This window comes from Streptomyces sp. NPDC092370 (genome assembly GCF_044755265.1).
GTDB lineage: Bacteria > Actinomycetota > Actinomycetes > Streptomycetales > Streptomycetaceae > Streptomyces.
In genome coordinates, this window is sequence record NZ_JBIVQO010000001.1 from 1,302,847 (window position 1) to 1,328,370 (window position 25,524).

25 protein-coding genes are annotated in these 25,524 nt (G+C 71.7%); 15 read left to right on the forward strand and 10 right to left on the reverse strand.

Going from position 1 to position 25,524, the window contains the following annotated elements:
* Positions 1-7: 7 nt before the first annotated feature.
* Positions 8-847: an AbfB domain-containing protein gene (locus ACIQHQ_RS05865; RefSeq protein ID WP_402610431.1), complete on the reverse strand. Its 840-nt coding sequence runs from the start codon at positions 845-847 to the stop codon at positions 8-10.
* 180 nt (positions 848-1,027) lie between these two features.
* On the opposite strand from ACIQHQ_RS05865, the gene ACIQHQ_RS05870 reads away from it, so the two are divergent.
* The 4 genes from ACIQHQ_RS05870 (at position 1,028) to ACIQHQ_RS05885 (ending at position 3,887) form a co-directional block, all read left to right on the forward strand.
* Positions 1,028-1,348, forward strand: a complete 321-nt coding sequence (locus ACIQHQ_RS05870) for a DMT family transporter (protein ID WP_402610433.1) — start codon at positions 1,028-1,030, stop codon at positions 1,346-1,348.
* Positions 1,348-1,884, forward strand: a complete 537-nt coding sequence (locus tag ACIQHQ_RS05875) for a TetR/AcrR family transcriptional regulator (RefSeq protein WP_402610435.1) — start codon at positions 1,348-1,350, stop codon at positions 1,882-1,884. Before ACIQHQ_RS05870 ends, ACIQHQ_RS05875 begins: the two co-directional genes overlap by 1 nt.
* Positions 1,885-2,553: 669 nt before the next feature.
* Positions 2,554-3,543, forward strand: coding sequence for a 2,3,4,5-tetrahydropyridine-2,6-dicarboxylate N-succinyltransferase (gene dapD / locus ACIQHQ_RS05880; protein WP_402610437.1), 990 nt, complete (start codon positions 2,554-2,556; stop codon positions 3,541-3,543).
* A gap of 113 nt (positions 3,544-3,656) precedes the next feature.
* Positions 3,657-3,887, forward strand: a complete 231-nt coding sequence (locus ACIQHQ_RS05885) for a hypothetical protein (protein ID WP_402610439.1) — start codon at positions 3,657-3,659, stop codon at positions 3,885-3,887.
* Between the two features lie 128 nt (positions 3,888-4,015).
* On the opposite strand, the gene dapA is transcribed toward ACIQHQ_RS05885, so the two are convergent.
* Positions 4,016-4,912 carry a 4-hydroxy-tetrahydrodipicolinate synthase gene (dapA, locus tag ACIQHQ_RS05890; protein ID WP_402610441.1) on the reverse strand — a complete coding sequence of 299 codons (897 nt, stop codon included), beginning with the start codon at positions 4,910-4,912 and terminating at the stop codon, positions 4,016-4,018.
* Between the two features lie 223 nt (positions 4,913-5,135).
* Between dapA and ACIQHQ_RS05895 the strand changes: the two genes are divergently transcribed.
* From ACIQHQ_RS05895 to ACIQHQ_RS05905, 3 genes are all read left to right on the forward strand, one after another.
* Entirely contained in the window at positions 5,136-5,555 is a 420-nt protein-coding gene (locus tag ACIQHQ_RS05895) for a phage holin family protein (protein WP_402610443.1), read from the forward strand.
* Positions 5,552-5,917 (forward strand): DUF3618 domain-containing protein, encoded by a 366-nt coding sequence (locus ACIQHQ_RS05900; protein WP_402610445.1) that lies wholly within the window; start codon positions 5,552-5,554, stop codon positions 5,915-5,917. The genes ACIQHQ_RS05895 and ACIQHQ_RS05900 overlap by 4 nt, the downstream gene beginning before the upstream one ends.
* A gap of 218 nt (positions 5,918-6,135) precedes the next feature.
* Complete coding sequence (locus ACIQHQ_RS05905) at positions 6,136-6,822, forward strand: antibiotic biosynthesis monooxygenase (protein ID WP_402610447.1); 687 nt, start codon at positions 6,136-6,138, stop codon at positions 6,820-6,822.
* A 52-nt stretch (positions 6,823-6,874) separates the two neighbouring features.
* Here ACIQHQ_RS05905 and ACIQHQ_RS05910 read toward each other — a convergent pair whose 3' ends face one another.
* On the reverse strand, positions 6,875-8,704 hold the full coding sequence (locus ACIQHQ_RS05910; protein ID WP_402610449.1) for an endonuclease/exonuclease/phosphatase family protein: 1,830 nt from the start codon (positions 8,702-8,704) through the stop codon (positions 6,875-6,877).
* 312 nt (positions 8,705-9,016) lie between these two features.
* Here ACIQHQ_RS05910 and ACIQHQ_RS05915 point away from each other — a divergent pair, with 312 nt between their 5' ends.
* The 8 genes from ACIQHQ_RS05915 to ACIQHQ_RS05950 all read left to right on the forward strand — a co-directional run bounded on the left by ACIQHQ_RS05915 (position 9,017) and on the right by ACIQHQ_RS05950 (position 18,567).
* On the forward strand, positions 9,017-10,435 hold the full coding sequence (locus ACIQHQ_RS05915) for a hypothetical protein (RefSeq protein ID WP_402610451.1): 1,419 nt from the start codon (positions 9,017-9,019) through the stop codon (positions 10,433-10,435).
* Positions 10,436-10,614: 179 nt separating this feature from the next.
* Positions 10,615-12,063, forward strand: coding sequence for an alkaline phosphatase PhoX (locus ACIQHQ_RS05920; protein WP_402610453.1), 1,449 nt, complete (start codon positions 10,615-10,617; stop codon positions 12,061-12,063).
* Between the two features lie 343 nt (positions 12,064-12,406).
* Positions 12,407-13,990 (forward strand): TROVE domain-containing protein, encoded by a 1,584-nt coding sequence (locus ACIQHQ_RS05925; protein ID WP_402610455.1) that lies wholly within the window; start codon positions 12,407-12,409, stop codon positions 13,988-13,990.
* A gap of 91 nt (positions 13,991-14,081) precedes the next feature.
* Positions 14,082-14,723 (forward strand): GntR family transcriptional regulator, encoded by a 642-nt coding sequence (locus ACIQHQ_RS05930; protein ID WP_402610457.1) that lies wholly within the window; start codon positions 14,082-14,084, stop codon positions 14,721-14,723.
* Between the two features lie 26 nt (positions 14,724-14,749).
* A complete protein-coding gene (locus ACIQHQ_RS05935; RefSeq protein WP_402610460.1) occupies positions 14,750-15,766 on the forward strand; it encodes a 1-aminocyclopropane-1-carboxylate deaminase in 1,017 nt (338 codons plus the stop codon).
* Positions 15,767-15,846: 80 nt separating this feature from the next.
* The gene (locus tag ACIQHQ_RS05940) at positions 15,847-16,251 is read left to right on the forward strand and encodes a VOC family protein (RefSeq protein WP_402610462.1); all 405 of its coding nucleotides are present in this window, start codon (positions 15,847-15,849) and stop codon (positions 16,249-16,251) included.
* Positions 16,252-16,800: 549 nt separating this feature from the next.
* Entirely contained in the window at positions 16,801-17,838 is a 1,038-nt protein-coding gene (locus tag ACIQHQ_RS05945; protein WP_402610464.1) for a LacI family DNA-binding transcriptional regulator, read from the forward strand.
* Between the two features lie 153 nt (positions 17,839-17,991).
* A complete protein-coding gene (locus tag ACIQHQ_RS05950; protein WP_402610466.1) occupies positions 17,992-18,567 on the forward strand; it encodes a TetR/AcrR family transcriptional regulator in 576 nt (191 codons plus the stop codon).
* A gap of 63 nt (positions 18,568-18,630) precedes the next feature.
* Here the strand turns inward: ACIQHQ_RS05950 and ACIQHQ_RS05955 are convergent, their stop codons facing one another.
* The 7 genes from ACIQHQ_RS05955 to ACIQHQ_RS05985 form a co-directional block, all read right to left on the reverse strand.
* Positions 18,631-19,830: a TerD family protein gene (locus ACIQHQ_RS05955; RefSeq protein WP_402610631.1), complete on the reverse strand. Its 1,200-nt coding sequence runs from the start codon at positions 19,828-19,830 to the stop codon at positions 18,631-18,633.
* Positions 19,831-19,894: 64 nt separating this feature from the next.
* The gene (locus ACIQHQ_RS05960) at positions 19,895-20,116 is read right to left on the reverse strand and encodes a hypothetical protein (protein WP_402610468.1); all 222 of its coding nucleotides are present in this window, start codon (positions 20,114-20,116) and stop codon (positions 19,895-19,897) included.
* Positions 20,117-20,299: 183 nt separating this feature from the next.
* Positions 20,300-21,289 (reverse strand): zinc-dependent alcohol dehydrogenase family protein, encoded by a 990-nt coding sequence (locus tag ACIQHQ_RS05965; protein ID WP_402610470.1) that lies wholly within the window; start codon positions 21,287-21,289, stop codon positions 20,300-20,302.
* Entirely contained in the window at positions 21,286-22,137 is an 852-nt protein-coding gene (locus ACIQHQ_RS05970) for a carbohydrate ABC transporter permease (protein WP_402610472.1), read from the reverse strand. Before ACIQHQ_RS05970 ends, ACIQHQ_RS05965 begins: the two co-directional genes overlap by 4 nt.
* Positions 22,134-23,075: a carbohydrate ABC transporter permease gene (locus tag ACIQHQ_RS05975; RefSeq protein WP_402610475.1), complete on the reverse strand. Its 942-nt coding sequence runs from the start codon at positions 23,073-23,075 to the stop codon at positions 22,134-22,136. Before ACIQHQ_RS05975 ends, ACIQHQ_RS05970 begins: the two co-directional genes overlap by 4 nt.
* Positions 23,072-24,445, reverse strand: coding sequence for an ABC transporter substrate-binding protein (locus ACIQHQ_RS05980; RefSeq protein WP_402610477.1), 1,374 nt, complete (start codon positions 24,443-24,445; stop codon positions 23,072-23,074). Before ACIQHQ_RS05980 ends, ACIQHQ_RS05975 begins: the two co-directional genes overlap by 4 nt.
* Positions 24,446-24,527: 82 nt before the next feature.
* Positions 24,528-25,298: a DeoR/GlpR family DNA-binding transcription regulator gene (locus ACIQHQ_RS05985; RefSeq protein WP_402610479.1), complete on the reverse strand. Its 771-nt coding sequence runs from the start codon at positions 25,296-25,298 to the stop codon at positions 24,528-24,530.
* Positions 25,299-25,524: the final 226 nt, after the last annotated feature.

Sequence of the window (25,524 nt, forward strand, 5' to 3'; positions counted from 1 at the left end):
CCTGTGCTCAGCTCAGCCCGGCCACCATCCGGAACGACACGTCCGAGCGGTACAGGTGGCTGTTCTCGTAGGGGTCCAGGCGGAGCCGGAAGTCGCGGTGGCGCAGGAAACGGCCCGGGTAGTTGACCGATTCCAGCGCGACCGGGCCCGACGGGGACCAGGAGCGGGGGCAGAACGTGGCGTCCTGGCGGAAGAGGGACGAGCCGTCGTTCGTGTTCGCGACCAGGACGAAGCTGCGGTGGCGCAGATAACGGCCGTCGGCGGTGGTGAAGGAGTAGCAGGAGGAGTCGGCGAGGCCGGTGACGCGCTGGAAGGTGGCGTCCTCACGCTGCTCGGAGCCTGAGCCGATCCGTTCAAGGCGCACGTAGCCCTCACGCACCCGCCAGTAGCGGTCGGGGAAGTTGACCGAGCGTATGGAGGTGCCGTGCGAGGCCGGCGTCTTGGGGGGCTTCGGCGAGCCGGAGGACGCCTTCGGCGGCTTCGGCGACTTCTTCGCGGGCTCCGGGCTCGGGGCGGCGCTGGGTGCGCCGGTGGTGGGGGTGGGGCTGGGGGACGCGTGGCCGCGGCCCGCGCCGGCCTCCTGGGTGCCACCCTTGGACGGGGTCGCGAAGGAGATCAGGCCGCCCGGGGCCGAACTGCTCAGGGTGGTCGGCTCCGCCGCCCGGTGTTCCGGCTCGACGGGCTCCCTGTTCATCACGGTGATGGCCGTGGCGCAGGCGGTGATCGTCGCCAGGGCCAGCGCGCCCGCCAGCCAGAGTCGTCGGGTCCCCGGTGCCCGAGTGGTGTCCGGGGCCCAGCCGCTCTCCCAGGGGCGGTCCTGCGGCGGCCGGGACTTCTTTTCTGACATGCGCTGTTCCTCCGGCGGGGCACCCTTGACGGCGGCGCAGTTGTGGTGGCCCGGTGTGTGATCGGTGACACCGTAGTGGACGCGTGGGGCCGCTGGGACGCGTTTTGTGAGAGCGATTACTCACCGGTATCCAGGGTCGCCTTGCGTACGCTCGTACGTATGGTGTGTACGCTCGTACACATGGGTTATCTGCTGCTGTCCGGGGCCATCGCCGCCGAGGTGGGCGCGACCACGGCCATGAAGTACAGCGACGGCTTCAGCAGGCTCGGGCCGTCGCTGCTGACGGTCCTCGGCTACGTCGTCTCCTTCGGGCTCCTCGCGCAGACGCTGAAGACCGTCTCGGTCGGCGCGGCCTACGCGATCTGGGCCGGGGTCGGCACCGCCGCCATCGCCACGATCGGCATCGTCTTCCTGGGGGAGGGGATGAGCGTCGCCAAGGCCGCGGGGATCGCGCTGATCATCCTGGGGGTCGTGGTGCTGAACCTGGGCGGTGCCCACTGATGCCCCGGCGGCACGATCCCGAGCGGCGGCAGAGGATCATCGACGCGGCGATCCGGGTGGTGGGGGAGAAGGGCATCGCCGGGCTGAGCCATCGCACGGTCGCCGCCGAGGCCGACGTGCCGCTCGGCTCGACGACGTACCACTTCTCGACCCTCGACGAGCTGCTCGTCGCCGCGCTGCGGCAGGCCAACGAGGGCTTCGCCAAGGTGGTCGCCTCGCGGGGCGGCCTGGAGGACCCCCGCACCGATCTGGCCGCCGAACTCGCCGCATGGGTGGGGGAGTGGCTCGCGGGCGACCGTACGGGGGTGGAGCTGGAGTACGAGCTCTACCTGGCCGCCCTGCGCCGGCCCGCCCTGCGGCCCGTCGCCGCCGAGTGGGCCGAGGGCGTCGCCGAACTGCTGTCCCGGCGTACCGACCCGGTGACGGCCCGGGCCCTGGTCGCGCTGCTCGACGGGATCTGCTTGCAGGTGCTGCTCACGGAGGCACCGTACGACGAGGCGTACGCGCGCGAGGTGCTGCGCAGGGTGATCCCGTGAGGTGACGTGGCGGCGGACCGGTAGTACGACGGTCCTCTGATCCGGAGGACCCGAAAGGCCCGCCGGCCCCGAAAGACTCCCGCCGGACCTGTCGGAGCCGAAGACGCCCGCCGGGCCTGTCGGACCTGAGGACGCCCGCCGGGCTTGTCGGACCTGAAGACTCCCGCCGGGTCTGTCGGACCTGAAGAGACCGGCGACGAGACGCAGAGCAATCGCCGACGAGTGGTTGTTCGACCCCGTGTCCTCGATCAGACGCTTTCCGACGACCTCGAACGTCACGGCGAGGGACGAGGCCGCACAGCGGTCCTGGCCCCCGCCCGGCGACGGCAGGGTTGACGCCGAGGGGGGTGGTTTCCCGCGCCACGAGGGGAGCGGGTGGCCGCCGTGGCTGGGCGGTCTGCGGCGATGGGGGGTGGGGCCGAGGGTGGTGGTCCTGCGCCGCGGGGGAGCGCGGGTGGCCGCCGAGCCGTTCCGCAGAGGGCCCGGCCGACCGACTCGTCGCCGAGGGCGTCGTCCTCGGCGACGTGGTGCGGACAGGAGCGCCGGGGCCTTGGCCGAGCAGGGCGGGACCCCGCCGTTGCGTGCGCACCCCGACCCGGTCGGCTCGCACCCTGAGACGCCCCGCACCCGAGTTAGCCCCGACGCGCCCCGGCCGGTTAGGTTGCCCCCATGACCGACACGACTGCTCCTCGCACCACCGGCGCCGTGGCCGCCGGCCTCGCCACGATCGCCGCCGACGGCACCGTTCTGGACACCTGGTTCCCCGCGCCCGAGCTGGCCGACCAGCCCGGCCCGTCCGGCACCGAGCGGCTCTCCGCCGAACGGGCCGCGGAGCTGCTCGGCGGTGGCGCCACCGCGGCGATCGGCCCGGACGCCCGCCGGGGCGTCGAAGTGGTCGCGGTCCGCACGGTCATCGCCTCGCTCGACGAAAAGCCGATCGACGCGCACGACGCCTACCTGCGTCTGCACCTCCTCTCCCACCGCCTGGTCAAGCCGCACGGCCAGAGCCTGGACGGCATCTTCGGCTTCCTCGCCAACGTCGCCTGGACCTCGCTCGGCCCGGTCGCCGTCGAGGACCTCGAGAAGGTCCGGCTGAACGCGCGCGCCGAGGGCCTGCACCTCCAGGTGACCTCCGTCGACAAGTTCCCGCGCATGACGGACTACGTGGCCCCCAAGGGCGTCCGGATCGCCGACGCCGACCGGGTCCGCCTCGGCGCGCACCTCGCCGAGGGCACCACGGTCATGCACGAGGGCTTCGTCAACTTCAACGCCGGCACGCTCGGCACCTCGATGGTCGAGGGCCGCATCTCCGCCGGTGTCGTGATCGGCGACGGCTCGGACATCGGCGGAGGCGCCTCCACGATGGGCACCCTCTCCGGCGGCGGCAACGTCATCATCTCGGTCGGCGAGCGCTGCCTGATCGGCGCCGAGGCGGGCGTCGGCATCGCCCTGGGCGACGAGTGCGTCGTCGAGGCCGGCCTCTACGTCACCGCCGGCACCCGTGTCACCATGCCCGACGGGCAGATCATCAAGGCCCGCGAGCTGTCCGGCGCCTCCAACATCCTCTTCCGCCGCAACTCGGTCACCGGCACGGTCGAGGCCCGGCCGAACAACGCGGTGTGGGGCGGCCTGAACGAGATCCTGCACAGCCACAACTGACCTCCGCGCGACCCGTACGGATGACCCGGCGTGACCTCGCGATGGTTTCGGCAGATGAACGGGTGGACGCAGTGTCCGATCAGACGCCGAACCGACGAAATGAGGACCGGGGCATGAGGAACGATCGGGGGCGGGCCGTGGCACGCCGGCTGGCCGGGGTGGTCGCGGCGCTGGCGGTGTGCTGGCTGCCGGCGGGGGCCGCGCACGCCGATGAGACCAACACGGACTCGCACAACGGCCACCGGTTCGGTCTGGTCAACGTCAACGTCGGCCAGATCGACGACCCGGCGGAGGACGTGCTGGAGCACACGCTGCTGTTCGGCGACGGGTACGCCTGGAACTGAACAGAAAGAACAGACAGAACGGGCAGAACAGACGGGACGGCCCGTGCCGCAGGCGCCTGCGGCACGGGCCGTCCCGTCTGTTCTGCCCGTTCCCGTGCCGCGCCCCTTCAACGTTCGTGGTGCGCTGATCAGGCCCCGGTGAGAGTCGCGTGAAGCGACAGCAGGGTGTCGGTCGTGGCCGGGGCCGCGGGCCGGAGCGGGGCGCGGACCGGGCCTGCGGGGAGGGCCAGGGCGTTCAGCAGTGCCTTGGCCGTGACGGTGCCCGGCAGACCCGCGGACATGATCGCCTCGATGAGAGGTGTCGCCTCGTGCTGGAGGCGGGCCGCCCGGGCCGTGTCGCCCGCGTCGAACGCGTCCAGGACGGCCCGGAGACGGGCCGGGATCACGTTCGCGACCGTGCTGACGTAACCCGCGCCGCCGACGGCGTACAACGCGAGGTTGTGTTCGTCGCACCCCGCGTAGTACGCCAGGTCCGTGCGGGCCAGTACCTTCTGGGCGCCCAGGAAATCGGACGAGCAGTCCTTGACCGCGACGATCCTGGGATGTCCGGCGAGGCGGAGGATCGTCTCAGGTTCGATGCGGACGCCGGTGCGGGCCGGAATGTCGTAGAGCATGAGCGGGAGCTCACAGGCGTCCGCGATGTCCCGGAAGTGAGCCTCGATCGCCTCCTGGGGAGGCCTGCTGTAATACGGCGCCACCACCAACAGGCCGTCCGCGCCGGCCTTCTGCGCTTCCCTGGCCAGTTCGACGGTGTGCCGGGTGTCCGGTGTGCCGATGCCGGCCAGGACCTTCGCGCGGTCGCCCACCGCCTCTCTCACGGCGGCGATGAGGGCCGACTTCTCGGCGTCCGTGGTGGTGGGTGATTCGCCGGTCGTGCCGGAGAGGACCAGGCCGTCGCAGCCGTTGGCCACCAAGTGGGCGGCGAGGTGCTGGGCGCCGTCGAGGTCCAGGGTTCCGGAGGGCGTGAAGGGAGTGATCATGGCGCAGAGGGCGCGGCGGAAGGCGGGTGCGGGCGATGAGGTCATGGGGGTAGTGTCGGCGCGCCGATTATGTAGCTCCACTTAATTCTGCTTAGGAGTATCCGTAAGTTGGAGTGAAGTGTGTGGTCGGGATCGGAGGGCCGGCGTGCCCGAACTCCTTGCCGGGGTCGCGCTGCCACTGGCCTGGGAGCCTCGGGGGAGGCGCAGGGGTAGCGGGCGGGCCGTCCGGGTACCCGGGTGTTCCTGACTTCGAGAGGAGGCGGAACACGTGACCGGGACCATGGATCACCGGGCCGTGCACGAGGAGCGCCACTCCGTGGGCGAGCTCGTCGGGCAGGCCGCGGAGCAGCTCTCCACACTCGTACGGCAGGAAGTGGCTCTCGCCAAGGAGGAGCTGGCCGAGAAGGGGCGGCGAGCCGGGCGTGGCGGCGGGCTGCTCGGAGCGGCAGGCGCCGTCGGGTACGCAGGGCTGCTCGCACTGGCCGGTACGGGTGTCGCCGCGCTCTCGCTGGTGCTGCCCGTCTGGGCCGCGGCGCTGATCGTGACGGCGGTGCTGTTCGTGATCGCGGGGGTGCTGGCGGCGATGGGGCGGGGGCAGCTGCGGAAGGCCGCACCGCCCACGCCCGAGAAGGCTCTCGGCAGTGTCAGGGCGGACGTGGAGGAGATCAAGGAGAGGGCGCATCGATGACGGACGCGACGAGTGGGGCGAAGGGCCCCGATGAGCTGCGGCGGCAGATCGAGCGGACGCGCAGCGAACTCGGCGACACGGTGGCGGAGTTGGCGGGGAAGACGGACGTGAAGGGGCGTGCGCTGGCGCGGGCGGCCGATCTGCGGGACAAGGCCGGGGCGATGACGGTGCAGTTGCGCAGCACGGCCGCGCAGGCGGGGCACACCGTGCACGACAAGGCGACGCACACCGGACCCCGCCCCGTGCGGACCGTCGTCCAGGCAGGGATGCGCCACCCGGGACCGGTGCTGGTGGCCGGGGCGGCGGGGGCCGTGGTGGCGGTCGGCGTGCTGCGTTGGCGGCATGCGCACGCGCATCGCTGAGTGGAGTGCTCTGAGTGGACTCGGTGTGGAGTGCCCCTTCGTGGCGCGGGTTCGGTTTGCGGCGTGCGGGTTGCCGTGCGGGTTGCCGCGCCTGCGCGCCGCTGGGCCGGATCCGCCCGTTCCGGTAAGGCGCCGTGCACAGCACCCCCTTGACCTCAAGTTTGGTCGAGGTTGAAAGGTGGGGTGTGTTCGTGACCGGCGCTACGACTGGAGTGTTCATGAGCCGTCGAACCGAGCAGCACCCCGACCTCACCGACCCGCGAGCCGGTGCTCCCTTCTTCAGCACCTGGAGGGTGGGCACCCCCGAGCGGCAGTGGCAGACCGTGCAGGCCATCGGACGTACCTGGGAGCGGCGGCCCTGGCCGGCCGGGGATCTGCTGGCGTATCACGCGTACGTGGGGGACGACGGGTCCACCCTGATGCACTACTCGCAGTGGACCGCCGAACAGGCCTACGAGTCCTTCGTCAAGGTTCATCGGCAGGAACGCGTCGACGAGATCGACACCGCCGTGCCGGGGATCGAGCGGGTCGGACTCGGGCGGTACCGGCGCTACCGGAGCCGGGAGCGCGCTGCCGGGGACACACGGGCGCCGGGCCTGATCGTGACCGTGCGGGTCGACTTCGAGAGTGGGGCGGAGGGACGCCGCGAGGAGTGGGTCGACCTCGTGCTCAAGGCCATGGACGGCGACCCGGAGGGGCACGCCGGGCTGCTCTCCGCGCACTTCCACCTCAGTACGGATGGCGGGCACGTGCTGAACTACGCGGAGTGGGAGAGCGCCGAGGCCTATGACCGGGCGCTGGCCGCCCCGGCGAGCGAGGCGTGGGAGCGGGTACGGGCGTACCCGGGGATGAAGGGGAGCACCGGCAGCCGGTACGAGCACGCTCTGGGGCTGGTGCCGGACTGATCGGCGGGTGCGGGGCCGGCCGGACCGCCGGTCCGGCCGGCCCCGCACAGTGTCACGGGCGGAAACGCAGGATCTGCGGGTCGTGGTCGCTGATCTGGTCGTTGAACTCCGCGTTGACGTGCACGCTGTCGTACTCGAAGTCGCAGTCGCGGCGGATCGACGGGCTGATCAGGATCTGGTCGAGGACCTGGCTGTTGCCCTGGTAGACGTAGGAGTAACGCTCGCTGCGCGGCAGCGACTTGATCGCCGACCACAGTTCGCCGCCGCCTTCGAGGAGCTCCGCGGTCCGGGAGAACTCGAAGTCGTTGATGTCGCCCAGGGCAATGACGTCCGCGTTCTTCTGCGTGTCGAGGATGTCCTTGACGAAGGCGTTCACCAGGGTCGCCTGCCGGTGCCGCTGTGTCTCGGAGCTGCGGGACGGCGGCTGGTACTGCGAGGTGAGGCCCTGGTCGCCGCCCTTGGAGTTGAAGTGGTTAGCGATCACGAAGACCGAGCGGCCGCGGAAGACGAACTCGCCGGCCAGGGGCTTGCGGCTGTTCTTCCACGCCTCGTCGGCGGGGGCGATCCGGCCCGGGCTGAGCGTCAGATGCGCCTTGCCGCGGATCTTCGTCACGCCGGTGGCCGTCGTGGCGTCACCGCCGGCGCGGTCGGCGAAGGAGACCCGCTCCGGGTTGAACAGGAACACCTGGCGGATGTTGCCGCCCGGCTCACCGCCGTCGGTGCCGTCGGCCGGGTCGATCGAGCGCCAGTCGTACGTCGGGCCCCCGGCCGCGGCGATCGCGTCGATCAGCTTGGTGAGGGTCTGGTCGGCCGCGACCGTGCCGTCGTTCTTCGCGCCGTTGTTGTCCTGGATCTCCTCCAGGGACACGATGTCGGGCGACTTCAGGTTGTTCACGATCGCGGAGGCGTGGGCGGCGAACGTGTCGTCGGTCGGGTCGAGGTTCTCGACGTTGTAGGTGGCGACCGCGAGTTCGGAGGAGCGCTGCTTGCGGGTCGTCTCGCGCTCCAGGCCCGCACTCTTCAGCGTGCCCAGCTCGCTCGCGACGAGGGTGTAGCCGCCGAACTGGTTGTAGTCCAGGGGGCCCGCGGTGCTGCCCGCGAGAGTGTCGCCGACGTGCGCCTTGGGGAAGTCCGCCGTCGGTCCGAGGGACTGGATCTGGAGACGGCCGGTGTTCTGGTCGTCGTAGGAACCGTAGACCGTGCCGCCGCGGTGGTTGCGGTTCTCGTGCGGCTTCACCGTCACCCAGAGCTCGGTGTACGGGTCGGTGGCGCCGACGACGCGGGTGTCGGTGACCCGGACGGACATGCCCTCCAGCGCCTCGTAATAGTCCAGGGCGTACGCCGAGGGCTTGAGGGGGAGCGCGTTGATCGAGCCGTTCGCGGCGGCGTCTCCGGCCGGGGCGTAGGCGGCGGGGACCGAGCGCGAGGTGATCGCCGTGGCGGCGGGGAGCGCGTTGCCGCTGGAGACGACCGTGGTCGTCGGCTTGGTGATCTCCGTCAGCGACTGGTTGCCGGAGGCCGCGCCGCCGGGGACGAACTCCGAGACCGTGCCGCTGACCGTGACGGAGTCACCGACGGCGACCCCCTTCGGCGCGGAGCTGGTGAAGACGAAGACGCCCTCGCTGGTCGCCGGGTCGGCGTCCGGGTTCGGGTCCTGGATCCAGAAGCCGCGGGACGAGCCGTAGCTCCGGATGCCGGTGACGATTCCGGCCACGTCCGTGACCTGCTTGCCGGCGTACGGGGATGTGCGGGTGCTGCCCTGAACATCGTGGATGCGGACCGATTCCGCGTGCGCGGGGCTGGTGAGGACGATCGTGGATGCCGCGGAGCACGCGGCGGCGACGGTGAGCGCGGCGAGACGCGCGGACGACTTGCTCGGCAACGGGGTTCCCTCCGGGGACGTGACAGAGCGCCGGGACGAGGGCGGACACGTGTGGAATGGCTGTGTCGCTACCTGTGGGGCGGGTGCGGTGGACGCGCGTAGAGGAAGGGGACGGGTGGGCCTGGTGGGGCCGGCCCGGTGAACAAGTGTCCGCCGACTTCTACGCGCGTCAATCTCCAGCCTGTTCATGTCACTTGTCAAGGTTTCGGCCATGTACGGCGGCTGACGGGGAGATGAAGCGGGCGGCATGGGTGGAAATCCGTCTAGGCTGAGCGGCTGAGTCGTATGAAGGCGCCCTAGGAGAAACAGCCGATGTCAGACAGCTCCCCCCTGCCGCCGGTGCGGCTGCACACCGAAGCGGAGCTGGCGCGCGACGCACTGTCCACGCCGTTGCTGTCCCGGGCCGCCCGGCTCGCCCGCTGGGCCGGGCCGGACACCCGTGTCGACGCCGGGGGAGGGCTTGTCGACGAACAGTTGCCCGCAGCCGCCGAGGCGCTCGGGCTGAGCGGGGACGACGCCGCCGCCGACGCCAGTGAGGCGTGGCGGGTCGCCGTGGACGCCGGGCTCGTCGAGGTCGGCGACGAGCAGGAGGGCACCGTGACGGCCGGTGAGGATCTGGCCCTGCTCACCGGTGGCTCGCCGCAGGACGTGCTCGCCGTGTGGCTCGCCGCCCTGGAGACCGTGCTCGCCGACGCGAGCGTGCCCGATCTCGACGGACTCCTGGCCGAGGACGGCGAGGTCGACCTCTCCGCCCTGGACTGGGACCCGGAGGCCGAGGCCGAGTTCCTCGACGGCGTGCTCGGCAACCTCTATCTGCTGACCGCCGGCGAGGACGCCCCCGGTGGAGCCCCGGTGCCGTTGCCGGCGCTGGCCGCCTCGGTGATCGTGCCCAGCGACATGAGCGAGCCCACCAACGACGTCCTGGAACAGGTCTCCGACGCGATGATGCGGCTGGACGACCAGTTCAGGATGCTGGAGCCGGTGGGCTTCGTCGAGTACCAGCCCGTCGACGAGGCGCTCATGGTCGACGCCGACGAGGAGCCCGCGGCGCCCGTCGACGACACCGACGTCTCCCGCTACGGCATGGTCCGGCTCACCCCGCTCGGCCTGTACGGCATGCGCGCCCGGCTGCTGAAGGCCGGGTTCGACGCACCGGCCGTCGGGGACCTCGCCGACAAGGGGGCCGACGCGCTGCTCGACGGCACCGCGGAGTTCCCTCCCGGCGCCGCGCAGGCCGAGACCGAGCAGTGGCTTCAGCATCGTGAACCACTCGCCGCGGCACGGGAGTTGCTGGCGGCGGCCCGTGGTTCGGACGCCGGGGCACCGTTGCGGCGGTTGCGGTGTCAGCAGGCCCTGTCGCTCGTCGGGCCGTCGGCCGAGCCCGCCTTGCGCGAGGTGCTCGACGACGCCGAGCTGGGCGGGCTCGCACGGGTGTGGCTGACCGAGCACGGTGCGAAGGACGTGCCCGCGCCGTCCGAGGCGATGGTGTACTGGCTGACCATCGACACGGTGGCCGCGCAGCTCGCCGCGGAGGGGAACTCCGAGGAGCTGCGGGCGCTGGTGGAGGGGCTCGCGCAGCAGCACGGTGGGTTCTTCACGGCGGTGTGGCGGGTCGATCACCCTGCGACCGCCGATGTGCTGGAGGCCATGGGGCGGTTGCACCCCGACAAGAAGGTCGCCAAGGAAGCACGGAAGGCCGCGTTCAAGGCACGGTCGCAGCACGGAGGCTGAGCGTCCCCATCCGGTGCGGCGCCGTTGTGGCTGGTCGCGCCCACGCGGCGGAGCCGCATAGGAGAACAGGCCCGCGCCCCTTCGGGCGCCGTTCAAGTCGCGTTCACAGATGAGCGGGACGGTGTTGCCGAACGAGGTCCGCCACCCTCCACGGCATCCTCACCGTCACAGGAGACACCATGTCGCTCACCCGCAGGGACTTCGCCAGAAACACCGCGATCACCGGTGCCGGTGTCGCTCTGGCGGGCAGCGTCGGCGCCCTCGCCACCGCGCCGAACGCCCTCGCGTCCACCGACACCGACAGCGCGGGGGACGAGGCGGCGGACGCGCGGCACCGAGTCGGCTACGGGCCGCTCGTCCCCGACCCGAAGGGCATCCTCGCCCTGCCCGCCGGCTTCACGTACCGCGTCATCACCCACAGCGGCAAGACCAAGCTGGAGTCCGGTGAGTCCACGCCGTCCAACCACGACGGCACCGCCGCCTTCGACGGTCCCCGCGGCACCACCCTGCTCGTCAACAACCACGAGCTGAAGGGGCCGCGCGCCAACTGGAAGTACCCGGTGCCGCTTATTGAGGGCCTCGTCTACGACCCGGCCGCGGCCGGCGGCTGCACCGTCGTCGAGGTGCGCCCCGACGGACGAGTCGCCGAGTGGGTCGGCATCGCCGGCACCTCCACCAACTGCGCCGGCGGTACCACCCCCTGGGGGACCTGGCTCACCTGCGAGGAGAACTCCGACAAGGCCGGCGTCAACGGCATGACCAAGGATCACGGCTACGTCTTCGAGGTCGACCCGTGCGACCGGCGGGCCAACCGCGCCCCCAAGCCGCTGAAGTTCTTCGGCCGCTACGACCACGAGGCCGTCGTCATCGACCCCAAGCGCGGCCACGCCTATCTCACCGAGGACGCCGCGGGCCCCAACGGCCTCTTCTTCCGCTGGACCCCGCCCCGCGGCTTCGAGTACGGCCCCGGGAAGTTCCGGGGCCTCGCCGACGACGCCGGTGTCCTCCAAGCGCCCAAGTGCTTCGACTCCGGCGGCTCGTTCGTCGACGACCTGTCCCGCGCCACGAAGATCGGCACCGTCTACGGCGTCGACTGGGTGGACGTGCCCGACCGCGACGCCCGCACCGTCCCCGTGCGCAAGCAGTTCAGGGACGACCAGGTCACCCGCGCCCGCAAGCTGGAGGGCATGTGGTGGGGCGACGGCGGCGCCTACATCGTCTCCTCCTACGCCCGTGAGGAGAGCCCTGTACAGCACGACGGCCAGGTGTGGTTCTACGATCCCAGGCGCCGCACGCTGACCCTGAAGGTCCTGCTCGGAGTGAACCCCGACCCGTCCCAGGACGGCGCGTTCGACGGCCCCGACAACATCACCGTCTCCCCGTACGGCGGCCTCGTCATCGCCGAGGACGGCGAGGGCGTGCAGCACCTGTTCGGCGCCACCGACAGCGGCCGCACCTACCCGATCGCCCGCAACGAGCTGAACGTCGGCACCGAGGAGGAGCCGGAGTACAGCGAGTTCGCCGGAGTCACCTTCTCGCCCGACGGCCGGACTCTCTACGCCAATATCCAGACACCCGGCATCATGCTCGCCATCACCGGCCCCTGGAAGCGCCAGAAGCGGTCATAAATTCGCTCGCGGTTCCCAACTCGCGCCTCCTACAGTGAGATCACAACGTCACGCACCTCCCGGTGCGATGGCAGCGGCTACTTCTCTTCCAAAGAATCCGACGCCGCCGCCGATTTGATCTCGGGAGGCGCAGCATGTGGTGGGTGCCCGGTGCGAAGGCAACGGTTACTTCCTGGATCGGAGGGTTGCGGGTTCGAGTCCCGTCAGCGACTTCGGGTCGCTGTAGCTCAATGGGTAGAGCATCTGAACAAGTCCGTCGCCGACTTCTGTCCTCGGGCACCCACCTCTTTGTACCGCATGCAGCGTCTCCCCCGAAACACGAATGAATTCGGGGGAATTCACCATGGCGCGATTCAATTCCAAGGCGGCCCGCGCGCGTCCCGTCTCGCGCGTCACGTCCACCGGGCGTGTGCTGCGCACCTACGAGGGCGGCCGGGGCCGTGAGCGGGACGCCCGCTCCGAACTGTTCCTGCTCGCCGTCTCCCACTTCGTCACCCAGCAGACCTTCTACGAGACCGGCGACGACCGCGACGACCGCTTCGTGAAGCTCGTGCGCGAGCTCGCCGTCACCGACCCGGAGTGGACGGCCGGCCTGCTCGGCTGGCTGCGCGGCGCGGGCAACCTGCGCACGGCCTCGCTCGTCGGCGCCGCCGAGTACGTCAAGGCCCGTCTGGACGCGGGCGCCGAGGACGGCCCGTCCAACCGGCAGGTCGTCGCCTCGGTCCTGCGGCGGCCCGACGAGCCCGGCGAACTGCTCGCGTACTGGACCGCCATGCACGGCCGCAACGTGCCGAAGCCGGTCAAGCGCGGCATCGCCGACGCCGTGCGCCGGCTCTACCACGGCAACGCACTGCTGAAGTACGACACCGCCTCCAAGGGCTACCGCTTCGGTGACATCCTCAACCTCGTGCACGCGGCGCCGGACCCGGCCAAGCCGTGGCAGGGCGAGCTGTTCCGCTACGCCCTCGACCGCCGCCACCACCCCGACACGGCCGTACCGCCGGCGTCGGACCACGTCCTGGCGGCCCACCGCGAACTGATGGCGCTGCCCGTCGAGGAGCGGCGTGCGGTCGTGACCTGCGAGGGCGGTGCCCAGCGGCTGGCCGCGGCCGGGATGACGTGGGAGGCGCTGGCGGGCTGGTTGCAGGGGCCGATGGACAAGGCGGCATGGGAGGCCGTGATCCCCTCCATGGGCACCATGGCGCTCGTGCGGAACCTGCGGAACTTCGACGAGGCCGGTGTCTCGGACGAGGTGGCCGAGCGGGTCGCGGCGCGGATCAGCGACCCGGCGGAGGTCGCACGTTCGCGGCAGTTCCCCTTCCGGTACCTCGCCGCGTACCGGCACGCGCCGTCGCTGCGCTGGTCGTACGCCCTGGAGCGGGCGCTCGGCCACTCGCTGGCCAACGTGCCCGCGCTGCCCGGCCGGACGCTCGTGCTCGTCGACCGTTCGGGCTCGATGTTCTGGTCGCGGCTGTCGGACCGTTCGGAGCTCAACCGCGCCGACGCCGCGGCGATCTTCGGTACGGCGCTGGCGCTGCGGGCGGAGCGCGCGGACCTGGTCCAGTTCGGCTCGACGAGCGACCGTGTGGCGTTCCGCGCGGGGGAGTCGGTGCTGAAGATCCTCGACCGCTTCGGCGACCTGGGCGGCACCGACACCACGGAAGCCGTGCGCCGGCACTACAAGAAGCACGACCGGGTGCTGATCGTCACCGACGAGCAGTACACGCACCACCACCGGGGCGACCCGACCGAACAGGTCCCGGCGGACGTACCGGTCTACACCTGGAACCTCGCCGGATACCGGGCCGGCCACGGCCCGTCGGGGAAGGGCAACCGGCACACGTTCGGGGGGCTCTCGGACGCCGCCTTCCGGATGGTCCCGCTGATCGAGGCCTCCCGGAACGCCGACTGGCCCTGGGCGGCCTGAGGACCGTGGCCCGCACCGCGTGGGGAGTGCGGGCCACGGTTCGATACGCGCCCCTTGTCGGGCGCAGTACTGACATCTAACATTTCAGTTCATGGAGGCCATCCGGCCCGTACCCCGCACCCTGCTCAGGGACCGGGCGTACGAGGCGATCAGGGACGCCATCGTGGCCGGGGAGATCGAACCGGGAGCGGTCGTGCGGGACGCCGAGCTGGCGCAGCGGCTCGGGCTGTCCCGGGCACCGGTGCGGGAGGCGTTCTCCCGGCTGGTGGACGAGGGGCTGCTGGAGAGCAAGCCGCAGAGCTACACCCGGGTGACCCCTCTGGTGACCGCCGACGTGCGGGACGCCGCCGCCGTCGTCGGGGCCATGCACGAACTCGTCACACGCGCCGCCGTGCCCCGGCTGGACGCCGCCGGCATCGCCGCGATGCGCGCCGCCAACGAGCGGTTCGCCGCGGCCGTGGACACCGGGGACGTGGACACGGCCCTGCGCGCCGACGACGCCCTGCACGACGTCCTCGTCCGGGCGAGCGGCAACCGCGCGGCCGGTGCGACCGTCGCCCGCTACACCCCGCTCATCCGGCGCCTGGAGCGACGGCGCTTCGGCGAGGGCGGCAGCTGCCGCTCGGCCGGGCTGCACGAGCGACTGATCGACGCCTGCGCGGCCGGTGACGTGGCCACGGCGGTCCACGTCACGGCGGAGATCTGGCGGGGGCTCGAAGAGCTCGCCGACTGAGACCGACCCCCACCCAGGGAGGACCCATGTCCCTTTCCTCGTACGAGCGTTACCCCCTGCTCTTCGGGCCCTCGCCCGTACACCCCCTGGAACGGCTCACCGCGCACCTCGGCGGTGCCTCCCTCTGGGCCAAGCGCGAGGACTGCAACTCCGGTGTGGCGTACGGCGGCAACAAGACCCGCAAACTGGAGTACCTGGTCGCCGACGCGCTCGCCCAGGGCTGCGACACGCTCGTCTCGATCGGCGGGGTGCAGTCCAACCACACCCGCCAGGTCGCGGCCGTCGCCGCCCGGGCCGGGCTCGCGTGCGTGCTCGTGCAGGAGAGTTGGGTGGACTGGCCCGACGCGGTGTACGACAAGGTCGGCAACATCCTGATCAGCCGGCTCGCCGGGGCCGATGTGCGGCTGGTGAGGGCGGGGTTCGGCATCGGCTTCAAGGAGAGCTGGGAGCAGGCGCTCAGGGAGGTCGAGGAGTCGGGCGGCAGGCCGTACGCCATCCCGGCCGGTGCCTCCGACCATCCGCTCGGCGGCCTCGGCTTCGCCGGGTGGGCCTTCGAGGTCGCCGAACAGGAGCGGGAGCTGGGCGTCTTCTTCGACACCGTCGTGGTGTGCTCGGTGACCGGATCGACCCAGGCCGGCATGGTCGCCGGGTTCGCCGCGCTGGAGGAGGCGGGCGGACGGCCCCGGCGCGTGCTCGGCATCGACGCCTCGGCGAAACCGGCCGCCACCCGCACCCAGATCGCCCGCATCGCCCACCGCACCGGGCGGCTGATCGGTGTGAAGCGCGAACTGACCGAGTCCGACGTCGAACTCGACGAGCGGTATCACGCGGGTGTCTACGGCGTCCCCGACGAGACCACCCTGGCGGCGATGCGGCTCGCGGCCAGGACGGAGGGAATGGTCACCGACCCCGTGTACGAGGGCAAGTCCATGGCCGGGATGACCGACCTGGTGGCGAGGGGCGAGATCGGCCGCGACGCCACCGTCCTCTACGCCCACCTGGGCGGTCAGCCGGCTCTGAACGCCTACAGCGCGCTGTTCTGACCGCCGCTGCGAGCGGGCACGGGAATCATCCGGCGGGCCGTCGGGTTGTCGCGGACATCCGACGTCCCGGAGGAGCCGCCATGCCCGACGAGCCAGCCGTTCGCGAACTGCGTCTGGTCGTGACCGCCGACGACTACGACGCCGCGCTGCACTTCTACCGGGACGTGCTCGGTCTGACCGAGCAGGCCGCGTTCGCGTCGGAGGACGGACGGGTCACGATCCTCGACGCCGGGCGGGCCACCCTGGAGCTGACCGACCCGAACCACGCCGCGTTCATCGACGAGGTGGAGGTGGGGCGGCGGGTGGCCGGGCACATCCGGGTCGCCTTCCAGGTGGACGACTCCGTCACCACGACGGCGAGACTCGCCGCCGCCGGAGCGGAGGTCGTCGCCGAACCGACGCGCACCCCCTGGAACTCCCTGAACTCCCGCCTCGAAGCGCCCGGCGCCCTCCAGCTGACGCTGTTCACCGAGCTGGGCGACTGACGGATCTCCGGCAAGGCGTCCGAGCGCGCCATCGCCGGTGCCGGGCCGGGTCCGTGCCGGACCGGTCCGCCGGTCCCGGGCCGGGTGTCTGCCCGGCCGCGCAACCGGAGGGAGGCGCGTCCGGCGGCCCTTGCCGGGCAGGCTCCGGCGTCGGCACCCGGGGGCGCCGTCGCTGGTGCCGGGCCGGGCCGGGTCCGTGCCGGGCGGGGGTGGCGGTACGAATCCGCCCAGGCCGCCCGCGGCGCCGACGATGCCGGTGACCGAACCGACCTCGTCCGCCGGGGCCACCAGCGCCGCCAGGACAAAGACGGCGCCGCTGCCTCGCCGAGCGCGGCGGCCATCGACAGGAACGCGATCGTGCCGACCGGTGCCAGGGCCTAAGTGAGCGACTGCGCGAAGGCGCCCACCAGGACCACGGCCAGCGACCCGCCCAACACCCGGACCGGTCCGCCGGTCCCGGGCCGGGTGTCTGCGCGGCCGCGCAACCGGAAGGGGGCGCGTCCGGCGGCCCCTGCCGGGCAGGCTCCGGCGCCGGATACAGTGCTGAGCGTGTGGACCGACAACCAGCGTGCGGAGCCGAGTGCCGAACGGCCCGACGGTGTCCGGCGCCGGGCCACGATCCACGACGTCGCACGCCTGGCCGGGGTGTCGCGCCAGACGGTCTCCCGGGCGGTCAACGACAAGGGCGAGATCGACCCCGGCACCAAGAAGCGCGTCCTGGAGGCGGCGCGGCTCCTGGACTACCGGCCGAGCCGGTTCGCCCGCGGACTCGTCCAGAAGGGCGCGGTGACGGCCGGCCTGGTCATCCCGGACCTGCGCAACCCGTTCTTCCCCGAGGTGGCCGCCGGGGTGCTGGAGGCGGCCGAGCAGCGCGGCTGGCAGGTCGTCGTATGGGACTCCCGGATCGACGAGGCCAGGGAGCGGGAGGCCCTCGACGTGCTCTCCCACCAGGCGGACGCGGTCGTGGGCTACTTCAAGGACCCGGACGACGTACTCGCCCGGCACCTCGGGGGCGTGCCGCTGGTGCTGCTGGAGCGCGGACCCCGGCAGACCCGGTTCGCGGCCGTGGGCATCGACGCCGCCACCGGCGTCGAACAGGGCATGAACCATCTGTTCCGCGCGGGGCACCGCAGGATCGGCATGCTGGACGGCGTGCACGGGCCCGGGCCTCGCAGGCAGACCTTCCTGGAGCAGGCGCGGCGGCTCGGCCTGCCCGTCGACGAGCACTGGGTCGTGACGTGCCCCGAGCACAGTGTGGCGGGCGGCGAGGCCGGGATGGACCGGTTGCTGACCGCGCGGCCCGCGATCACCGCGGTCTTCGGCTTCAACGACCTGATCGCGGTCGGGGCGATGCGCGCCGCCCGCCGCCGTGGCCGGAGCGTTCCGCAGGACCTGGCCGTGCTCGGCTTCGACGGCCTCTCCCTGGGCGAGCTGGTCGAACCCGCCCTGACCACCCTGCACATCGACAAGCGGCAGCTGGGACGGCTGGCCGTGGAGCAGGTGGCCCGGCTGCGCGCGGGTGAGGAGCCACTGCGGGGCGCCGACGCGTGGGTGACGCCCGACCTCGTGGTCCGCGACTCCGCCTGATTCCGTCCTGCTCCGGTCCGCCGAGGGCGCTGGTCGCCCCGGGCGCGGCCGACGCCATCGGCCGTGCGCTGACGGAGAGGTGAGCGGCCGGACCAGGGGCCCGCCGTCTCGGTAAGGTGCCCAGGGAGTCCCCGGTTCGTGAGGAGTGGTCGCGTGGCGCAGGTCAGGCCCATGCGGGCGGATGCCCGGCGTAACCACGAGCGGTTGCTGAGGGTGGCCGTGGAGGCGTTCGCCGAGCACGGGGAGGGTGCCTCGCTCGATGACATCGCCAAGCGCGCCGGGGTCGGCTCCGGCACGCTGTACCGGCACTTCCCGACCCGGCGGGCGCTGCTGGAGGCCGCGTACCTGGACCGTGTCGAGGCGATCGCGGCCCGGGCCGGTGTGCTCGCGGCCGAACGGCCACCGGGCGAGGCGCTGGGGGAGTGGCTGTACGAACTGGGCGCCGGGATGATCCGGATGCGAGGGCTGAAGGCGCTGCTGGGCCCGGCTGTCACGGACTCCGGGTCCCTCGCGAACACGGCCTGCGGCGACTCGGTCAAGGCCGCGGCGGGGCGGCTGGTGCGGGCGGCGCAGGAGGAGGGCACGCTGCGGCGGGACGTCGAGCCGATCGATGTGCTGCGGCTGGCGCACGGGGTGGCGACGGCGTCGGAACCGGCGGACGGGGCGGACCGGCTCATCCGGCGGTATCTGACGCTGCTGATGGAGGGACTGGCGGCGGGGCGCCGCTGATCCCGCGAGCCCGACGCCGGACGCCCCCTGGCCAGGGGGCGTCCCGGGAGGCCGGTTCGGTGATTACAGGGCCTGCGCCGCCGGCTTCACCATCCCCCTCACCGTGCGGGACTTCACGAAGTCGCCCATGGCCGTCATGTCCCACTCGCCGGAGAACTGGCGGATCAGCTTGGCCATCAGGACGCCGGTCTGGGGCTCGGCGCCGGTGAGGTCGAAGCGGACCAGTTCCTCGCCGGTCGCGCCGTCCAGGAGGCGGCAGTAGGCCTTGGCGACCTCCGTGAACTTCTGGCCGGAGAAGGAGTTGACCGTGAAGACCAGACCGGTGACCTCCTGGGGCAGGCGGCCGAGATCGACCGTGATGACCTCGTCGTCCCCGCCGCCCTCGCCCGTGAGGTTGTCACCGGAGTGCCGGATCGCGCCGCCCACGATCTGGAGCTTGCCGAAGTAGCAGCTGTCGATGTGGTTGCGCTGCGGCCCGTAGGCGATGACCGAGGCGTCCAGGTCGATGTCCTTGCCGCGGTAGGCCGGCTCCCAGCCGAGCCCCATCCTGACCTGGGACAGCAGGGGGCGGCCGCCCTTCATCAGGGAGACGGTCTGGTTCTTCTGGAGGCTGACGCGCCCCTTGTCGAGGTTGATCTTCCCGGCGCCGGGCGCGGGCGGAGGAGGCGTGGCCGGGGCGGCCGGGGGCGCGGCGGGAGCGGTAACGGGCGGGGCGGGCGGCTGCACCGGGGCCGGCGGCGGGGTCACCGGCTGGGCCGGGGCGGCTGCCGGTTCCTCCACCGTGACACCGAAGTCCGTGGCGATGCCCGCGAGGCCGTTCGCGTATCCCTGGCCGACGGCCCGGGCCTTCCACTGGCCGCCGCGCTGGTAGACCTCCACGATGACCAGGGCCGTCTCGCTGCCGAGCTGCGGGGGCGTGAACGAGGCCAGGACGGAGCCGTCGTCGGCGTTGCGGATCGTGGCCGTCGGCTCGATGCCCTGGAAGGTCTGGCCCGCGGCGTCCGGGCTCGCGGTGACGACGATCTTCTCGATGCCCGGGGGGAGGGCCGTCGTGTCGACCACGATCGCGTCGGGCGCACTGCCGCCGCCCGAGCGGTACGTCACGCCCGGGCCCGAGGGCTGGTTGTAGAAGATGAAGTCGTCGTCGGAGCGCACCTTGCCGTCGGCGGTGAGCAGCAGGCCCGATACGTCGAGCCGCACCGGGGCGGCGACGTCCACCGTCACGCGGGCGGCGGCCAGGGGGATGTTCGAGCCGGGGGTCATAGCTGTCATGCCCGGTGAACGAGCGAGGCGGTTTTGCCGTTCCCTTACCTCGCGGCCAATCGGGTCACCGGCGATTTCGGGGGTGGTCGCGGGCGGCGCGTTCATTGCCCCGTTTGTAATTGCCGGTCCAGCGGGCCATGACGAGCTGGGGGTCAAAGCCCTCGACCTCGGCGAGGAATTGCGCGGCCCGGGGGCCGTTCAGCGTGGTGGCGGGGCGGCCGTGGTGGCTGATGCGGACGGTTCCGCCCGCGTGCTGCTCGTAGGCGAATCCGTGAGGTCGAGGCATGGCGCGAGCGTACGGGGGCGGAGGCGGGTGTCCCACCGGTTTTCGCCCGCCCCCGCCCGTCCCGGGCCCGCCCCTCCGACGCGACGTCCAGGGCTTCCGCATCGCGGTGAGCGAGGACTGCGCGAGCGCGGTCCGGCCGCGCGGCACGGCCGACTTCGCGACGCCCGCGGTGGCCCGTCGCGCCTACGGCACGACCACGATCTTGCGGCCGACACCGGCCGCGAACTGCTCCAGCGCCTCGGGGTACCGCTCCAGCGGGATGCGGTCGCTGATGAAGATCTCCGGGTCGAGGACACCGTTCGCGAACAGCTCCGCCGCCCTCTCGAAGCTGTGCAGCACCGCCATCGAGCCCGTGATGGTGATCTCCTGGTTGTAGACGCGGTAGGGGTCGATCGTCACGCGCGTCGCGTAGTCGGCCACGCCGAACTGCAGGAACGTGCCCGCCTTGGCCACCCGGTCCAGGCCGTCCTGGATCGCCGCCGCGTTGCCCGTGGCGTCGACGACCAGGTCCCAGCCCTGTGGGCGGTCCAGTTCGTCGGGGTTCGCCGCGGACGCCGAGACGCCGAGGCGGCGGGCCGTCTCCAGCCGGGCGGGGTTCACATCGACCACGTCCACGCTCGCCGCGCCGGTGCGCTTGGCCAGCTCCAGCATCATCAGGCCCATCGTGCCGGAGCCGTAGATCAGCACGTGTGCGCCGAGACGTGACTGGAGGACGTCGTAGCCGCGGACCGCGCAGGACAGCGGCTCCACGAGCGCCGCGTCCTCGGTGCGGACGTGGTCGGGGAGCCTGACGCAGTTCGCCACGGGGGCGACCGCGTACCGCGCGGCTCCTCCGGCGGTCGTGACGCCGATCGCCGCCCAGCGTTCGCAGAGGTTGTTGTGGCCGGTGCGGCAGTAGCGGCACTCGTGGCAGTACAGGGACGGGTCGACGGCGACCCGGTCGCCCACCGCCACCTCGGTCACCTGCCTGCCGACCCCGACCACCTCGCCCGCGAACTCGTGCCCGGGCACGATCGGCAGCTTCGGGGCGAACTCGCCCTGGAGGATGTGCAGATCCGTGCCGCACAGTCCGCAGGCCGCGACCTCGACGACGACCTCGCGCGGCCCTGGCGTCGGGTCCGGGACCTCGGCGACGACGGCCCTGCCCACGGACTCGATGACGGCGGCCTTCATTTCACGGCTCCCAACGACAGACCCTGGACCAGCTTGTCCTGGGCGGCGAACCCCGCGGCGAGCACCGGCAGGGAGATGACGAGCGACGCGGCGCACACCTTCGCCAGGAACAGGCCCTGGCTGGTGATGAAGCCGGTCAGGAAGACGGGGGCGGTCTCGGCGACCACACCGGTCAGCACCCGGGCGAACAGCAGCTCGTTCCAGCTGAAGATGAAGCAGATCAGGGCGGTGGCGGCGATACCGGGCAGGGAGATCGGAGCGACCACGCGCGCGAGGACCGTCGGCAGCCGTGCTCCGTCCACCCGGGCCGCCTCGATCACCGCGACCGGGATCTCGGCGAGGAACGACTGCATCATCCACACCGCGATCGGCAGGTTCATGGAGGTGTAGAGGATGACCAGCAGCCAGATGTTGTCCAGCATCCCGGCGTTCTTGGCGAACAGGTAGATCGGCAGCAGGCCGGCCACCGCGGGCAGCATCTTCGTGGAAAGGAAGAAGAACAGCACGTCCGTCCACTTGCGGACGCGGTTGACGGACAGCGCGTACGCCGCCGGGAAGGCCAGCAGCAGGACCAGCAGCGTCGAGGCCACGGACGCGACGAGGGAGTTGACCAGAGCCGGCCAGGGGCTCGCGCCGCCGCCCGCGCCGAAGAACTCGCGGTAGCCGTCCAGGGTCAGCGAGGCCGCGAAGGACGGCGGGTTGGTCGCCGCGTCCGCCTCGGAGTGGAAGGACGTCAGCGCCATCCACGCGATGGGCAGGAAGAACGCGATGCCGAGCAGCCAGGCCAGCAGGCGCAGGCCCGCCCCCTTGCCACGGACACGGCGGACACGGAGTGCGGTGGTGCTCATGCGCGGGAGACCTCCTCGCGGAACAGGGACGACACCACGCGCAGGGCGAAGGTCGCGATGACGATCGAGCCGATGACCACCAGGACGCCCGCGGCCGAGGCGAGGCCGTTCTCGTGGGCCTGGTAGAAGCTCTGGTAGACGGTGTAGGGGAGGTTGGCGGTGCCGAGTCCCCCGGACGTGATCGTGAAGACCGCGTCGAAGTTCTGGACGATGTAGATCGAGCCCAGCAGGGCGCCCAGTTCGAGGTAGCGGCGCAGGTGGGGGAGTGTCAGATGGACGAAGATCTGCCAGTCGCCCGCCCCGTCGACCCGGGCCGCCTCGATCTGCTCGTGGTCCCGGCTCTGCAGGCCGGCGAGCAGGATCAGCATCATGAACGGTGTCCACTGCCACACGAGGGAGGCCTCGACGGCGAGCAGCGGGGTGGTGGAGATCCAGTCGGGCTGTGGGCCGCCCACATAGTGCAACAACCCGTTCAACAGGCCGTATTCAGGGTTGTAGAGCACATGCTTCCAGAGCAGGGCCGCCGCGACGGGCACCACCAGGAAGGGCGCGATCAGCAAGGTCCGTACGAGGCCCCGGCCGCGGAACCTCCGGTCGAGCAGTAGTGCCAGGACGAGTCCGAGGACCAGGCTGGCCAGGACCACCGCCACCGTCAGCAGCACGGTCGTCCACACCGAGTGGCGCAGGTCCGGATCGGTGAGGACCTCCTGGTAGTTGTCCACGCCGGTGAAGCGGCGGGCGTCGGGATAGAGGGAGTTCCAGTCGAAGAAGGAGATCACCAGCGTGGCCACGAAGGGCAGCTGGGTGACGACGATCATGAAGATCAGGGCGGGCAGCAGCGGGGCGCGGGTCGCCCAGGCGCGCAGCCGGGTGGAGGGGCGGCGGACCGGGGTGTGCAGCTCTGGTGTGGCCACGGGGGCCGTCGTGGTGGCGGTCATCGTCCCTCGTACTCCTCGGAGATCTTCTCGGCGAGCGCTTGTGACTTCCTCAGGGCCTCCTCGACGGACTGGCGTCCGGCGATGGCCGCGCTGATCTCCTGGGAGACCTTGGTGCCGAGGTCCGTGAACTCGGGGATGCCGACGAACTGGATGCCGGGTGCGGGCCGCGGCTGCACGCCGGGGTCCTTCGGGCGGGCCTTCTCGATGGCCTCCTTGGTCATCTCCTGGAAGGCACCGGCCTCCTTGCGGTAGTCGGGGTGGGCGTAGGTCGACGCCCGCTTGCCGGCCGGGACGTTGGACCAGCCGGAGGTGTCCCCGACCAGTTCCTCGTAGCCCTTGCCGGACGCCCAGGAGACGAACTTCCAGGCGTTGTCCGGGTTGCGGGAGGCCTTCTGGATGCCCCAGGCCCAGGTGTAGAGCCAGCCGGAGGACTTCGTCTTCTCGACGGGGGCGGGGGCGTAGCCGACCTTGCCCTTGACGGGGGAGTTCGCCGCTTCCAGGGACCCGGCCGCGGAGGTGGCGTCGTACCACATCGCGACCTTGCCCTGGGTCATGTTGTTCAGGCACTCGGCGAAGCCGGACTGGGCGGCGCCGGACTCGCCGTGCTCGCGCACCAGGTCGACATAGAACTTCGTCGCCTTCTCGAAGGCGGGGGAGTCGAGCCGCGCCTTCCAGTCCTTGTCGAACCAGGTGCCGCCGAAGGTGTTCACGACCGTGGTGAGCGGGGCCATCACCTCGCCCCAGCCGGGCAGGCCGCGCAGGCAGATGCCCTTCATGCCGGGCTCGGCGCCGTCCGCCTTCGCCGCGAGGTCCGCCACCTGCCGCCAGGTGGGGTGCGCGGGCATCGTCAGGCCCTTCTTGTCGAACACGTCCTTGCGGTACATCAGGAACGACGACTCGCCGTAGAAGGGCTGGCCGTAGAGCTTGCCGTCGTCGGCGGTGAGGGACTGGCGCATCGGCTTCAGGACGTCCTGCTCGTGGTAGGCCGGGTCCGCGGCGACGTAGCCGTTCATCTCGCGCAGCCAGCCGTTGCGGGCGTAGATCGGTATCTCGTAGTTGGACAGCGTGGCGACGTCGTACTGCCCGGCCTGGTTGGCGAAGTCCTGGCTGATCTTGTCGCGGACGTCGTTCTCGGGCAGGACCGTGAAGTTGACCTTGATGCCCGTCTCCTCGGTGAAGTGGGCGCGGGTCAGCTTCTGCAACTCGACCATCTGCGGGTTGTTGACCATGAGGACGTTGATGGCGTCGCCGCCGGAACCGGTCCCGCCCGCGCCGGCCCAGCAGCCGGAGAGCAGCGGGGCGAGCAGCGTCCCTGCGGCGGCCAGGGCGAGCGTGGCTCGCGGTGGCCGTCGTCGGCTCTGGGTTCGCATGGATCGCTCCTGGATGTATGGGGAGATAAGGGGCATCACGGGGCGTGCGGGCGCCCTGGAAGGTCGTGGGGTCGATGTGCGGTCAGACCCGGATGACCTGCGGTCCGAGCAGCGAGTAGCGGTGGGCCTCGGCGGTCGGCAGCAGGGTGCTCGTCACGATCGCCTCCAGCGTGGCGACCTCGGTGAACCGGCAGAAGCTGACCGCCCCGAACTTGGTGTGCACGCCCGCGAAGACCACACGGCGGGCCGCCCGGATCGCCTGGGCCTTGACCTCGCTGACGGCCGGGTCGGGGGTGGTGAGGCCGTGTTCGCGGGAGATGCCGTTGGCGCCGATGAAGGCGAGGTCGACGACGAAGCCGGACAGCATCTTCGTCGTCCAGTGGTCGACGGTGGCGAGGGTGCCGCGCCGCACCCGGCCGCCGAGCAGCAGCACGCAGATGTGCTCGGCCTCGGCGAGGACGCCCGCGACCGGCAGGGACGCGGTGACCACGGTCAGCGGCCGGTCCCGGGGCAGCGCCTCGGCGATGAGCTGGGGGGTGTAGCCCTCGTCGACGAAGACGGTCTCGGCGTCGCCGAGCAACTCCGCAGCGGCGGCCGCGACCCGGCGCTTCTCCGGGACGTGACTGGTGGCCCGGAAGGCGAGCGTCGTCTCGAAGCCGGCGCTCTCCACGGGGTAGGCGCCGCCGTGGGTGCGGCGCAGCAGGCCGTGGTCCTCCAGGACGCGCAGGTCCCGCCGCACGGTCTCCTTGGCCACACCCAGCTCGGTGGCGAGTGCGGTGACGTCGACCGTGCCCTCGCGTCGTGCGGCCAGCACGATCGCGCGCCGGCGTTCTTCCGCCGTACTGGTAGTCATACCGGCACGTGCCTCCCGCTCCGCTGCCCGTTCGGGCCCTGTGCGGCCCATGGGGGAAGTTCTACAGCGGGCATGCGGCACTGACCAGGCCTGTTGGGGACTCGATGCTGCCCGGTTGTGCCCGTTCGATACGGGGTGTGCCCGTCACGGACCTGCGCCGGTGCTCCTCGGGAAGTGGGATCGGGCAGCGGTGGTGCCCGAACAGGGCGGCGGGCGGGCCCGTTCG

Coding starts and splice junctions, on each gene's coding strand:
- ACIQHQ_RS05930 (WP_402610457.1), top strand. CDS start 14,082: ATGGAGGCCATCCGGCCCGTACCCCGCACCCTGCTCAGGGACCGGGCG.
- ACIQHQ_RS05975 (WP_402610475.1), bottom strand. CDS start 23,075: ATGACCGCCACCACGACGGCCCCCGTGGCCACACCAGAGCTGCACACC.
- ACIQHQ_RS05965 (WP_402610470.1), bottom strand. CDS start 21,289: ATGAAGGCCGCCGTCATCGAGTCCGTGGGCAGGGCCGTCGTCGCCGAG.
- ACIQHQ_RS05985 (WP_402610479.1), bottom strand. CDS start 25,298: ATGACTACCAGTACGGCGGAAGAACGCCGGCGCGCGATCGTGCTGGCC.
- ACIQHQ_RS05885 (WP_402610439.1), top strand. CDS start 3,657: ATGAGGAACGATCGGGGGCGGGCCGTGGCACGCCGGCTGGCCGGGGTG.
- ACIQHQ_RS05905 (WP_402610447.1), top strand. CDS start 6,136: ATGAGCCGTCGAACCGAGCAGCACCCCGACCTCACCGACCCGCGAGCC.
- ACIQHQ_RS05915 (WP_402610451.1), top strand. CDS start 9,017: ATGTCAGACAGCTCCCCCCTGCCGCCGGTGCGGCTGCACACCGAAGCG.
- dapD (WP_402610437.1), top strand. CDS start 2,554: ATGACCGACACGACTGCTCCTCGCACCACCGGCGCCGTGGCCGCCGGC.
- dapA (WP_402610441.1), bottom strand. CDS start 4,912: ATGACCTCATCGCCCGCACCCGCCTTCCGCCGCGCCCTCTGCGCCATG.
- ACIQHQ_RS05925 (WP_402610455.1), top strand. CDS start 12,407: ATGGCGCGATTCAATTCCAAGGCGGCCCGCGCGCGTCCCGTCTCGCGC.
- ACIQHQ_RS05960 (WP_402610468.1), bottom strand. CDS start 20,116: ATGCCTCGACCTCACGGATTCGCCTACGAGCAGCACGCGGGCGGAACC.
- ACIQHQ_RS05920 (WP_402610453.1), top strand. CDS start 10,615: ATGTCGCTCACCCGCAGGGACTTCGCCAGAAACACCGCGATCACCGGT.
- ACIQHQ_RS05980 (WP_402610477.1), bottom strand. CDS start 24,445: ATGCGAACCCAGAGCCGACGACGGCCACCGCGAGCCACGCTCGCCCTG.
- ACIQHQ_RS05970 (WP_402610472.1), bottom strand. CDS start 22,137: ATGAGCACCACCGCACTCCGTGTCCGCCGTGTCCGTGGCAAGGGGGCG.
- ACIQHQ_RS05940 (WP_402610462.1), top strand. CDS start 15,847: ATGCCCGACGAGCCAGCCGTTCGCGAACTGCGTCTGGTCGTGACCGCC.
- ACIQHQ_RS05955 (WP_402610631.1), bottom strand. CDS start 19,830: ATGACCCCCGGCTCGAACATCCCCCTGGCCGCCGCCCGCGTGACGGTG.
- ACIQHQ_RS05900 (WP_402610445.1), top strand. CDS start 5,552: ATGACGGACGCGACGAGTGGGGCGAAGGGCCCCGATGAGCTGCGGCGG.
- ACIQHQ_RS05865 (WP_402610431.1), bottom strand. CDS start 847: ATGTCAGAAAAGAAGTCCCGGCCGCCGCAGGACCGCCCCTGGGAGAGC.
- ACIQHQ_RS05935 (WP_402610460.1), top strand. CDS start 14,750: ATGTCCCTTTCCTCGTACGAGCGTTACCCCCTGCTCTTCGGGCCCTCG.
- ACIQHQ_RS05870 (WP_402610433.1), top strand. CDS start 1,028: ATGGGTTATCTGCTGCTGTCCGGGGCCATCGCCGCCGAGGTGGGCGCG.
- ACIQHQ_RS05875 (WP_402610435.1), top strand. CDS start 1,348: ATGCCCCGGCGGCACGATCCCGAGCGGCGGCAGAGGATCATCGACGCG.